10 protein-coding genes are annotated in these 12381 nt (G+C 54.0%); 6 read left to right on the forward strand and 4 right to left on the reverse strand.

Annotation, left to right across the window (positions count from 1 at the left end):
* Positions 1-35: 35 nt before the first annotated feature.
* From patD to ymcF, 3 genes are all read right to left on the reverse strand, one after another.
* The gene (gene patD / locus O1721_RS15840) at positions 36-1460 is read right to left on the reverse strand and encodes an aminobutyraldehyde dehydrogenase (RefSeq protein ID WP_032668860.1); all 1425 of its coding nucleotides are present in this window, start codon (positions 1458-1460) and stop codon (positions 36-38) included.
* A gap of 139 nt (positions 1461-1599) precedes the next feature.
* Positions 1600-3024 (reverse strand): aminotransferase-like domain-containing protein, encoded by a 1425-nt coding sequence (locus O1721_RS15845; RefSeq protein ID WP_015570440.1) that lies wholly within the window; start codon positions 3022-3024, stop codon positions 1600-1602.
* A gap of 82 nt (positions 3025-3106) precedes the next feature.
* Entirely contained in the window at positions 3107-3295 is a 189-nt protein-coding gene (gene ymcF, locus O1721_RS15850; protein WP_017693360.1) for a cold shock small protein YmcF, read from the reverse strand.
* A gap of 393 nt (positions 3296-3688) precedes the next feature.
* Here ymcF and O1721_RS15855 point away from each other — a divergent pair, with 393 nt between their 5' ends.
* The 4 genes from O1721_RS15855 to hslJ all read left to right on the forward strand — a co-directional run bounded on the left by O1721_RS15855 (position 3689) and on the right by hslJ (position 6788).
* Complete coding sequence (locus O1721_RS15855; RefSeq protein WP_015570438.1) at positions 3689-5083, forward strand: cytochrome ubiquinol oxidase subunit I; 1395 nt, start codon at positions 3689-3691, stop codon at positions 5081-5083.
* Positions 5084-5088: 5 nt separating this feature from the next.
* Complete coding sequence (gene cydB / locus O1721_RS15860; RefSeq protein WP_015570437.1) at positions 5089-6099, forward strand: cytochrome d ubiquinol oxidase subunit II; 1011 nt, start codon at positions 5089-5091, stop codon at positions 6097-6099.
* Positions 6099-6227, forward strand: coding sequence for a DUF2474 domain-containing protein (locus O1721_RS15865; protein ID WP_017693358.1), 129 nt, complete (start codon positions 6099-6101; stop codon positions 6225-6227). The genes cydB and O1721_RS15865 overlap by 1 nt, the downstream gene beginning before the upstream one ends.
* Positions 6228-6350: 123 nt before the next feature.
* The gene (gene hslJ, locus O1721_RS15870) at positions 6351-6788 is read left to right on the forward strand and encodes a heat shock protein HslJ (protein WP_015570436.1); all 438 of its coding nucleotides are present in this window, start codon (positions 6351-6353) and stop codon (positions 6786-6788) included.
* Position 6789: 1 nt separating this feature from the next.
* Here the strand turns inward: hslJ and O1721_RS15875 are convergent, their stop codons facing one another.
* A complete protein-coding gene (locus tag O1721_RS15875) occupies positions 6790-7056 on the reverse strand; it encodes a putative hemolysin (protein WP_003856935.1) in 267 nt (88 codons plus the stop codon).
* Between the two features lie 270 nt (positions 7057-7326).
* Between O1721_RS15875 and nifJ the strand changes: the two genes are divergently transcribed.
* Together nifJ and ompC are read left to right on the forward strand one after the other, a co-directional pair.
* Positions 7327-10851 carry a pyruvate:ferredoxin (flavodoxin) oxidoreductase gene (gene nifJ, locus O1721_RS15880; protein WP_045325011.1) on the forward strand — a complete coding sequence of 1175 codons (3525 nt, stop codon included), beginning with the start codon at positions 7327-7329 and terminating at the stop codon, positions 10849-10851.
* 387 nt (positions 10852-11238) lie between these two features.
* The gene (gene ompC, locus O1721_RS15885; RefSeq protein WP_032648423.1) at positions 11239-12357 is read left to right on the forward strand and encodes a porin OmpC; all 1119 of its coding nucleotides are present in this window, start codon (positions 11239-11241) and stop codon (positions 12355-12357) included.
* Positions 12358-12381: the final 24 nt, after the last annotated feature.

Here is a 12381-nt window from a genome sequence, read left to right on the forward strand (position 1 = left end):
GCTGAATCGCCCGGCACTGCGCCGGGCATGAGGGTTTAGTGTTTGATCATTACATGCCGGACTACCGTGTAATCCTCAAGTCCGTAGACCGACATATCTTTGCCATAACCGGATAACTTCATCCCGCCGTGCGGCATTTCGCTCACCAGCATAAAATGGGTATTGACCCAGGTGCAGCCATACTGCAACCGTGCGCTGAGGCGATGGGCGCGTCCGACGTCTTTTGTCCAGACGGACGAGGCCAGGCCGTATTGCGAATCGTTGGCCCAGTTCAGCACCTGCGCTTCATCCTCAAATTCTGTCACACTGACCACCGGGCCAAACACTTCTCGCTGGACGATCGCATCTTCCTGCTTCGCCCCGGCCAGCAGCGTTGGCTGGAAGTAATATCCTGCCCCCTCTCTTTTACTGCCACCGGTGACGACGCGGATATGTCCAAGGGTTTTGGCTTCGTCCACGGCAGCACAAACGCGGGAAAGATGCGCTGCGGAGCTGAGCGGTCCCAGCTCGGTTGACGCATCGTCCGGCGCGCCCATTTTCAGGCTGGCAACGGCTGCGCCCAGCTTTTCGACCAGCGCGGGGTAAATCCCCCTCTGGGCATAGATACGACAGGCTGCGGTACAATCCTGACCAGCATTGTAGAAACCAAACGTACGCACGCCTTCAACCACGGCATCCAAATCTGCATCGTCAAAGACAATGACCGGGGCTTTTCCGCCCAATTCCATATGGGTACGTTTAACTGAAGATGCGGTATGCCCGATAATATGTTCTCCGGTAGCAATAGAGCCGGTGAGAGAAACCATACGGACTTTTTCGTGGCCGGTCAGCGGATCTCCTACGGTTTTTCCGCGACCAAACAGCACGTTCAGCACGCCTGGCGGGAAGATATCTTTCGCCAGTTCCGCCAGCTTCATCGCCGTCAACGGGGTAATTTCAGACGGCTTGATGACGACACAGTTTCCCGCCGCCAGCGCGGGCGCCAGCTTCCACGCCGCCATCATCAGAGGGTAGTTCCAGGGCGCAATCGAGGCGACAACGCCAACCGGGTCGCGGCGGATCATTGAGGTATGTCCTTCGAGGTATTCTCCGGCAGCCAGCCCGTTCAGGCAGCGGGCGGCCCCGGCAAAGAAGCGAAACACATCGACCACGGCCGGGATCTCATCTCCCTGAACACAGTGCAGCGGTTTCCCGCAGTTAAGGGACTCCACTTTTGCGAACGCGTCAGCGTTGGCTTCTATCACATCAGCCAGTTTCAACAGACATTCGGCGCGCGTTTTCGGCGTCGTTTGTCCCCACTCTGTGAACGCGCGATCGGCAGCCTGGACGGCAGCGTCCACCTGTGCTGCCGACGCTTCAGCAATCTCCAGCAGCACTTCACCCGTGGCAGGATTATAAACCGCCTGCTTCTCACCTTCGCCGGTCACCAGTTCACCATTAATCAGCAATAGATTTTGCATAGCATCGTCCTGTTGAAATCGACATTGTTTTCGCTGTCAGCACACGTTCTGGCGGGCAGAAACGTGACAACGTCACGTTACCAATCCGCGCTCCCTTACTAAAGGTAGACCGCGCGTCATGTCGCTTCAGGAATTTTCATCAAGGTGTGACTGGGTGCAGCATCATTTCGCGGATTAACCCCGCCAGCTGGACGACCGCCTGCTCCTCCCGCTCGCCCCAGCCCCATGAGGTATTGAAACGGAAAAACGGTGTCCAGATATTGGAGGTGGAAAACATCTTGCCGGGCGCAATGCTGATTTGATGGGTTAACGCCTTCTCACTCAACCGCCCCGCATCCAGCTGTTCAGGCAGTTCCAGCCATAAAAAGTAGCCGCTGTCGTTATGATGGATTTTGACGCCGGCAGGCATATGACGCAAAAGCGATTGCCAGGCCTGCTGTTTGCGTTCAGCAAGCGTGCGTCGCAGGCGACGAAGGTGGGCGTCGTAACGTTTGGTCGCCAGGTAATCCACCAGCGCCAGCTGCATGGGAGAGCTGGTGGATAACGTACTCATCAGCTGCAACTGCTGAATACGGCGCGCATGTTTTCCCGCCGCCACCCAGCCAATACGGAAACCGGCCACCAGACACTTGGAGAATGAGGAGCAGTGCAACGTCATATCCTGCTTATCCCAGGCCTTTGCCGGAAGCGGCTTTTCACGGCCAAAGTAGAGTTCGCTGTAAACATCGTCTTCAATCAGCGTGACGTTATGCCGGGTGAGTAAGGCAACCAGCTGAGCTTTCTTCTCTGCACTCAGCGTGAAGCCGAGCGGGTTCTGACTGTTGGTCATCAGCCAGCAGGCTTTCACCGGATAATCATTTAACGCCTGCTCAAGGGCACTGAGATCGATGCCCTCACGCACATCAGTGGCAACCGACAGCGCTTTCAGTTTCAGACGTTCAAGCGCCTGGAGTGCGCCATAAAAACAGGGGTTTTCAACGATAACCCAGTCCCCTGGTTCAGTCACAGCCTGCAAACTGAGGTTAAGCGCCTCAAGCGCGCCCGCGGTGATCACAATTTCATCCGGGGAGATATTCATTCCCTGCTGAGCGTAGCGACGGGCAATGGCATGACGTAAGTCGACGTTACCCGGCGGCAGGTTTTCGATCACGCTCATGGCGGTAGCCGTTTTGCTGACGTTAGCCAGCGATCGGTTGAGTTGCTGAAGCGGGAAAAGGCGCGGATCGGGAAACGCCGAGGCAAAAGGGACAACGGAGGGGTCGCGGCTGGCCTGTAGCACGTCGAAAATATAGGTGTTGATGTCGACCACTTCATCGCGCATCACCTGCGCGGGCGGTGCAGGCTGGTGTGTGATCGGGCGGGCGGCAACGTAATAGCCTGACTGCGGTCTGGCAACAATGCGCCCCTGACTTTCCAGCATCTGATACGCGTGGCCCACGGTCATAAAACTCATGCCGCTGCTTGCCACCTGCTCTCGCAGAGAAGGCAGCTTATCGCCCGGCAACCATACGCCAAGCTCAATCTGCGAGATAATTTGTTGCGCCAGACGCTGGTATTTTTTCATCAGATTCTCCTTATTGCTGACAGTGTATATCAGCAGGAGAAAAAGAGAAGATTTTGCTAACTGTTATAGGAAACGCGGCAGATTACTTGCGGTACTCTGTAATGTGATTCTGAGCAGAACGCGCTGCGGCCAGGTGGTCGAGCGTGATCATCGACGATTTGCAGAAAATGCATTTCGCGCCGAACGGATTTTTGTCAGACACATCAAAAGCTGAGGTGCGGTACTGCGAGCCATGACAGCATGGGCAGCGGAAATGGATATAAGAAGTCATAGGATTCTCCTTTGAACGTAAAAACGTAAATTACTCATGAGCCGATCAGGCAAAAAATGGTTCGATACAAAACTAATCGGAATGTAGATAAAGACCCAAGAGAGGCTGCGGAGAGGCACAACGTGATGAGAACTGCTTTATAAAACTACGTCAGATATTTATTTGGATTCAAAACCAGAAATCCATTAACGCATGTTGCTGGCGACAAAGCAAGCTGTTTAATGCGTAAAAATCATAAAAAGAAATTTTTTATTCTTCCTTGTTAACTATATCAGCCAGATAAAATTCAGCTTTTCCCACAACTGTTATAGAAAATTTATCAAATTCTGCTTCTGATATCTCATTTGCCGCCTCTCTATCATAACAGTACACCGTTTAACATTGAGGCAGTGCATGTTTGGTTTAGATGCGTTTCATCTTGCGCGAATACAGTTCGCCTTTACCGTATCCTTTCATATTATTTTTCCGGCGATAACCATTGGCCTGGCGAGCTATCTCGCCGTGCTGGAAGGGCTGTGGCTGAAAACAAAAAATCCCGTCTGGCGCTCGCTGTACCATTTCTGGTCGAAGATCTTCGCCGTCAACTTTGGGATGGGCGTGGTCTCTGGCCTGGTGATGGCTTATCAGTTTGGCACTAACTGGAGTGGGTTTTCCCAGTTCGCGGGCAGTATTACCGGCCCCCTGTTGACCTATGAAGTGCTTACCGCGTTCTTCCTTGAGGCGGGGTTTCTCGGAGTAATGTTGTTTGGCTGGAATAAGGTCGGGCCGGGGCTGCACTTCTTTTCGACCTGCATGGTCGCACTGGGGACCCTCATGTCTACGTTCTGGATCCTCTCGTCAAACAGCTGGATGCAGACACCGCAAGGGTATGAAATCATCAACGGTCAGGTCGTTCCGGTGGACTGGTTTGCCGTGGTGTTTAACCCCTCCTTCCCTTACCGCCTGCTGCACATGTCGATAGCGGCATTTCTCAGCAGCGCGCTGTTTGTCGGTGCTTCCGCGGCCTGGCATTTGCTGCGCGGAAACAATACGCCCGCTATTCGCACCATGTTTTCCATGGCGTTGTGGATGACGTTGATCGTGGCCCCAGTCCAGGCGCTGGTGGGGGATATGCACGGGCTTAACACCTTAAAACACCAGCCAGCGAAAATAGCCGCCATAGAAGGCCACTGGGAGAATCCGCCGGGTGAGCCTACCCCACTGCTGCTATTTGGCTGGCCGGATATGGAGCAGGAACGGACCCGTTTTGGCCTGGAAATTCCCGCTCTCGGCAGCCTGATCCTGACCCACAGTCTCGATAAACAGGTTCCGGCATTGAAGGAGTTCCCAAAAGAAGATCGCCCGAACGCCACCATTGTCTTCTGGTCTTTCCGCATCATGGCCGGCCTGGGAATGTTGATGCTGCTCCTGGGCGTGACGGCAATCTGGCTGCGTTATAAACAGCGCCTTTATACCTCACGTTCCTTCCTGTGGTTTGCCCTGCTGATGGGGCCGTCCGGGCTGATCGCGATCCTCGCCGGATGGGTAACAACGGAGGTCGGCCGCCAGCCCTGGGTCGTCTATGGTCTACAGCGTACAAAGGATGCGGTTTCCGCGCATGGCGATCTGCACATGAGCGTCAGTTTGCTGGCCTTCTTCGTGGTTTATACCGCTGTATTCGGCGTGGGTTACAGCTATATGGTGCGTCTGATTAAAAAAGGGCCGCAGCCCCATGAATCCTTCGCGACTGAATCCGATGGCCGCCCTGCTCGTCCGCTTTCTGCCGTCACCACTGAATTTAAGGAGTAACCGTAATGGGTATCGATCTTTCCATTATCTGGTTCGTGATTATCGTTTTCGCCACGTTGATGTATATCGTGATGGACGGTTTTGATCTGGGGATAGGCATCCTGTTTCCGGCAACGCCGAATGCGGACGACCGCGACGTGATGGTCAATAGCGTGGCTCCCGTCTGGGATGGCAACGAAACCTGGCTGGTGCTTGGCGGTGCGGCCCTGTTTGGCGCCTTTCCTCTCGCCTATGCGGTTATCATCGACGCGCTAACCATTCCACTGACAATAATGCTGATCGGGCTTATATTTCGTGGCGTCGCCTTCGAATTTCGCTTCAAGGCCACTCCGGCGCACCGCCCGTTCTGGGATAAGGCCTTTATTGGCGGATCAATTGTGGCGACCTTCAGCCAGGGCATCACCGTCGGCGCGGTCATCCATGGGTTCAGCGTCACTGGTCGCGCTTACAGCGGTGGTCCGTTTGACTGGTTTACCGCGTTCAATTTTTTCTGCGGTGCGGGTCTTGTAGTGGCTTACGCGCTGCTAGGTTCAACGTGGCTGGTAATGAAAAGCGAAAATGCCCTGCAACAGCGGATGCGTCAGGTATCGAAAGTGCTTCTGCTCCTGCTTCTGGTATTCATTGCAGTAATCAGTATCTGGACCCCTCTCGCCCAACCAGCTATTGCTGCGCGCTGGTTTACGCTGCCGAATCTGTTTTATCTGCTGCCCGTGCCTGCGCTGGTTGCGATCCTGAGTCTGTGCCAGTGGCGCTGCCTGAATGATCCTGCGAGCCATACTCTGCCGTTTATTATGACATTAGGGCTGGTTTTTCTTGGCTTTAGCGGGCTTGGGATCAGCATCTGGCCGCATATTATCCCGCCGGACATTACCCTGTGGCAGGCCGCTGCGCCAGTCCAAAGCCAGGGCTTTATGTTAGTGGGTGCACTGTTGATCATTCCCGTGATTCTGGTCTACACCTTCTGGAGTTATTACGTTTTTCGCGGAAAAGTACAGCATGGGGAGGGTTATCACTGATGCAACAACCTGTATGGAAACGTTTGATGTGGCTTGCCATCATCTGGGGCGGCAGCGTTCTGGCGCTGGCCTGCGTAAGTATGCTCTTTAAAATGCTGATGGCCGCAGCCGGATTTAAATCGCACTAACTCACTGACCGGGTGCGCCGCCGCCCGGTCCCTTCCCGCACTTTCAGATAAACCCCATTAACACCCAGGAGGGTATGGTTACACTGAAAAAATATTTACGGTATTGATAGTTTGAGAAAAAAAATGAAAAAGCTCGCGGCAGTAAGTTTAATCAGCCTCGCACTGGCTGGATGCGTTAATCCTGGTAAAGCCTCCGTTCAGACCGAACAGCTAGAGAATCATCGTTTCGTTCTGGAAAATGTGGATGGCAAAGCGGTTAAAGGCGGGAAAACCCAGCCTGAAATTCGCTTCAGTGCGCAACCCAATATCAGCCTGATTAACAACATTGTCGTCTCCGGCACAATGTGCAACGGCTTCAACGGCCAGGGGAAACTGTCCGAAGGAGAGTTGACGGTCAAAACGCTGGCAATGACGCGGAAACTCTGCACCGAGCCGCAGCTAAATGAACTGGATCAGACCATCGCCGATATGCTACGCACAGGCGCACAGGTAGACCTGACCGAAGACCAGTTAACCCTGGCGACAGCCAATAAAACATTGATGTTTAAGCGAGTTGAATAACTCAGTAGCTTCCGCACGAACCTACGGCAAGCGACTGCTCACTACAGCGTTTGCCATTTGGCAATGCGCACATGCCGATGGCGGAGCCATCGAGCTGACGGGCAACGGAGAGTGAACCGCCGATCATTGCGCAGTTGGCCTGACCTGAACTGGACATCGCCGCCCGCATACCTGGCGTAACGTGTGCCGCTGTCGCCTGCTGTACAGGTTCATTGCTGCATGCCGACAACAGTAACGCGGCACATCCGACCCAAAATGCTGAACGCATACCTTCCTCCCCATAATTAACGCGAAACCTATGCATAATAGGCATCACGCGCCGCATCGTCGAGAGCGGATGTGCGTATTTATGCGCCCTGGTAACAATTTCTCGCAATTTTTTAACGCGAGTAGCCATCGAGTCATTGATACAGCGCATACCAAGGACACAAAAGCGAAAATCGTAAAACCTGAGCTTTGCTAAAATACACAGATAATATTCAGGGTCTGTCGTCGTTTTTCAGGCCCCTCTTTTTGCGCAATGTAAGGGTGTTGTCCTATGCAAACTATTGACGGCAATGGTGCAGTCGCGTCTGTTGCGTTTCGTACCAGCGAAGTGATCGCCATCTACCCCATCACTCCCAGCTCCACGATGGCTGAACAGGCTGACGCCTGGGCTGGTAATGGGATAAAAAACGTCTGGGGCGATGTCCCGCGAGTTGTAGAGATGCAGTCCGAAGCCGGTGCCATTGCCACCGTGCATGGTGCGTTGCAGACCGGTGCCCTGTCGACCTCGTTCACGTCGTCTCAGGGGCTGCTGTTGATGATCCCCACGCTTTACAAGCTGGCAGGGCAATTAACGCCGTTTGTGTTGCACGTTGCCGCACGCACCGTAGCCACTCACGCTCTCTCTATTTTTGGCGACCACTCAGATGTGATGGCCGTGCGTCAGACCGGCTGCGCTATGCTCTGCGCCAGCAGCGTGCAGGAAGCGCAGGACTTCGCGCTGATTTCGCATATCGCCACGCTGAAAAGCCGAGTGCCATTTATTCATTTCTTCGATGGTTTCCGTACGTCCCACGAGATCAATAAAATCGTTCCGCTACCGGACGACACTATTCTTAATCTGCTGCCGCAGGCTGACATCGATGCGCATCGCGCTCGCGCCCTCAATCCGGAACATCCGGTGATCCGGGGTACCTCTGCGAACCCGGATACCTATTTCCAGTCCCGCGAGGCGACAAACCCGTGGTACAACGCGGTCTATGAGCACGTTGAACAGGCGATGGACGATTTTTCCGCTGCGACGGGCCGCGAATATAAGCCGTTTGAATATTACGGTCATCCGCAGGCCGAGCGCGTGATCGTCCTGATGGGCTCCGCCATTGGCACCTGTGAAGAGGTGGTTGATGAGCTATTGACGCGTGGTGAAAAAGTTGGCGTGCTCAAAGTTCGCCTCTACCGTCCCTTCTCAGCGAAACACCTGCTCGCAGCCCTGCCGGATAGCGCGCGTGCAGTGGCGGTACTGGACCGCACCAAAGAGCCTGGCGCACAGGCTGAGCCACTTTATCTGGATGTGATGACCGCTCTGGCTGAGGCGTTTAACCGCGGTGAGCGCGAAACGCTGCCGCGCGTCATTGGCGGGCGTTATGGATTGTCTTCCAAAGAGTTCGGACCGGAGTGCGTCCTGGCGGTATTTGCTGAACTCCGCGAGGCAAAACCGAAGCCGCGCTTTACGGTCGGCATTTATGATGACGTGACTAACCTTTCTCTGCCCTTGCCGGAAAAAACCCTGCCCTCGACTGCGAAACTGGAAGCGCTGTTCTACGGTCTGGGTAGCGACGGCAGCGTCTCGGCAACCAAGAACAACATCAAAATTATCGGCAACTCTACGCCGTGGTATGCGCAAGGGTATTTCGTCTACGACTCCAAAAAAGCGGGCGGACTGACCGTTTCCCATCTGCGCGTCAGCGAACACCCGATCCGCTCGGCATACCTGATTTCTCAGGCGGATTTTGTTGGCTGTCACCAGCTCCAGTTCATTGATAAATATCAGATGGCCGAGCGCCTGAAGCCCGGCGGTATTTTCCTGATCAACACCCCTTACAGCGCCGACGAGGTCTGGGCACGCCTGCCCCAGGAAGTCCAGGCAGTGCTTAACCAGAAACAGGCGCGCCTGTATGTCATTAACGCCGCGAAGATCGCCCGCGAATGCGGCCTGGCGGCGCGTATCAATACGGTTATGCAGATGGCGTTCTTCCACCTGACTAATATTCTGCCGGGCGACAGCGCGCTGATGGAACTCCAGGGGGCGATCGCCAAAAGCTACAGCAGCAAAGGTCAGGAGCTGGTTGAACGCAACTGGCAGGCGCTGGCGCTGGCCCGCGAATCGCTGTTCGCGGTGCCGTTGCAGCCGGTCAATGCCAGCAGTCCGAACCGGCCGTCAGTGGTGTCTGACGCCGCCCCGGATTTCGTCAAAACCGTCACGGCGGCGATGCTTGCCGGACTGGGCGACACCCTTCCCGTCTCTGCGCTTCCGCCTGACGGAACCTGGCCGATGGGCACGACCCGCTGGGAAAAACGCAACATTGCCGAAGCGATCCCTATCTGGAAAGAAGAGCTGTGCACCCAATGCAACCACTGCGTGGCGGCCTGCCCTCACTCGGCCATTCGCGCCAAAGTGGTGTCGCCAGAAGCGTTAGATGGCGCGCCGGAAAGTTTGCACTCGCTGGATGTAAAATCCCGCGATATGCGTGGTCAGAAATATGTCCTACAGGTGGCGCCGGAAGACTGTACCGGCTGTAACCTGTGCGTCGAGGTGTGCCCGGCGAAAGATCGTCAGGACCCGTCAATCAAAGCCATCAATATGATGTCGCGTCTTGAACATGTTGAAGAAGAGAAAGTGAATTATGATTTCTTCCTCGACCTGCCTGAAATCGATCGCAACAAGCTGGAACGCATTGACATTCGTACCTCGCAGCTCATCACCCCACTCTTCGAGTACTCCGGGGCGTGCTCCGGCTGCGGCGAAACACCGTATATCAAACTGCTCACTCAGCTTTACGGTGACCGAATGCTGATTGCCAACGCGACGGGCTGCTCGTCAATCTATGGGGGTAACCTGCCGTCTACGCCATACACCACCGACGCGAACGGTCGCGGCCCGGCGTGGGCAAACTCGCTTTTCGAGGACAACGCAGAATTTGGTCTGGGATTCCGTCTGACGGTCGATCAGCACCGCGCCCGCGTAATGCGTCTGCTGGCACAGTTTGCCGATAAGATCCCGGCAGAACTGAATGATGCCCTGCATGCGGAGGCCACACCTGACGTTCGTCGCGCGCAGGTTGCTGAACTGCGCAACGCGCTTCAGGGTGTTGAAGGGGCTGAACAACTCCTGACTGATGCTGACGCGCTGGTTGAAAAATCTGTCTGGCTGATCGGCGGCGACGGGTGGGCCTACGATATTGGTTTCGGCGGTCTTGATCATGTCCTGAGCCTGACCGAAAACGTCAATATTCTGGTGCTTGATACTCAGTGCTATTCCAACACCGGCGGACAGGCCTCGAAAGCAACGCCATTGGGGGCGGTCACCAAATTTGGTGAGCACGGCAAGCGCAAGGCGCGTAAAGATTTGGGCGTCAGCATGATGATGTATGGACACGTCTACGTCGCGCAGATTTCGCTGGGCGCACAGCTCAACCAGACGGTGAAAGCCATCCAGGAAGCGGAAGCGTATCCAGGGCCGTCGCTGATCATCGCCTACAGTCCGTGTGAGGAGCATGGCTACGATCTGGCGCTCAGCCACGACCAGATGCGTCAGCTCACCGCAACCGGCTTCTGGCCACTGTACCGCTTTGACCCGCGCCGTGCCGATGAAGGGAAATTGCCGCTGGCGCTGGATTCGCGTCCGCCGTCAGACGCCCTTGCCGAAACCTTACTTCAGGAGCAGCGTTTCCGCAGGCTGAACGCCCAACAGCCTGAAGTAGCAGGGCAGCTATGGAAGGATGCGGCAGCGGATCTTCAGAAGCGTTATGACTTCCTGGCGCAACTGGCAGGGAAAGCCGAAAAGTCGACCAGTGAATAACCTGTATGCCCGGCTTGTCCGGGCATTTTTTTGCCATAAAAAAGCCCGATGCATGTGCACCGGGCGAATCCAGAAGATCGGTGAAAATTGTCTCAACGTTCTGAACAATATTCACGTGAATTATGGATGAAAAAATCTTAAAGGCATATAACGGCGTGGAGATTACCTTGTTTTCCACGTAATTAATAATTTTTATTTTGTATTAATAGCAATAATTCATTCATGACATCTATCGTTATTTCAACCGCATCATTTAGTTTAGATTTTACTTAACCCGTAACAATTATATTTTATTCATCCGCCGCCAGAGTGATTTAGCATGGGACAGCTTTCCAGCCCGGAAAGTTCACGAAGTAATAAAAAAATAACTGCAAAGGAATAATCAAAATGCAAAGAAAAGTACTGGCACTGATGATCCCCGCTTTGTTAATGGCTGGCGCCGCACACGCAGCTGAAATTTATAATAAAGACGGCAATAAACTGGATCTGTATGGCAAAGTAGATGGTCTGCATTATTTCTCTGACGACGCGTCTAAAGATGGCGATCAAACCTATATGCGACTGGGTTTTAAAGGTGAAACCCAAATCAACGACATGATGACCGGTTACGCGCAGTGGGAATACAACATTCAGGCAAACAACACCGAAGGGTCTGACGCCAACCAGTCCTGGACGCGTCTGGCCTTCGCGGGTGTGAAGGTAGGCGACTACGGCTCCTTCGATTACGGCCGTAACTATGGCGTCCTGTACGACGTGGAAGGCTGGACCGATATGCTGCCAGAATTTGGTGGCGACTCTTATACTAATGCCGATAACTTTATGACTGGTCGTGCAAACGGCGTGGCGACCTACCGTAACACCGACTTCTTTGGTCTGGTGCAGGGTCTGAACTTCGCGGTGCAGTATCAGGGTAATAATGAAGATGCCAGCAACAATCAGGAAGGCACTAACAACGGCCGCGATGTACGTCATGAGAATGGCGACGGTTATGGTCTCTCCGCGACTTATGATTTCGGCATGGGCTTCAGCGCGGGCGCGGCATATGCGTCATCTGACCGTACCAACGATCAGGAAATGCATACCACTGCGGGTGGTGATAAAGCGGATGCATGGACTGCTGGCCTGAAATACGATGCAAACAACATCTATCTGGCGGCGATGTATTCCGAAACACGTAATATGACGCCATACGGTGATGCTCATGACGAAAACACCGTGGCAAACAAAACCCAAAACTTCGAAGTGACCGCACAATATCAGTTCGATTTCGGTCTGCGTCCAGCTATTTCCTATTTGCAGTCTAAAGGTAAAGACCTGGGCAATGGCCAGGACGATAAAGACCTGGTGAAATATGCTGACGTCGGTGCTACCTATTATTTCAACAAAAATATGTCCACCTATGTTGATTATAAAATCAACCTGCTGGATGAAGATGATTCATTCTACAAAAACAATGGCATCGGTACGGATGACATCGTAGCGTTAGGTCTGGTTTACCAGTTCTAATCCCGTTAGCCCGCAACGATCTGC

The sequence above is a fragment of the Enterobacter cloacae complex sp. HYC033_NIDB genome (assembly GCF_056673335.1).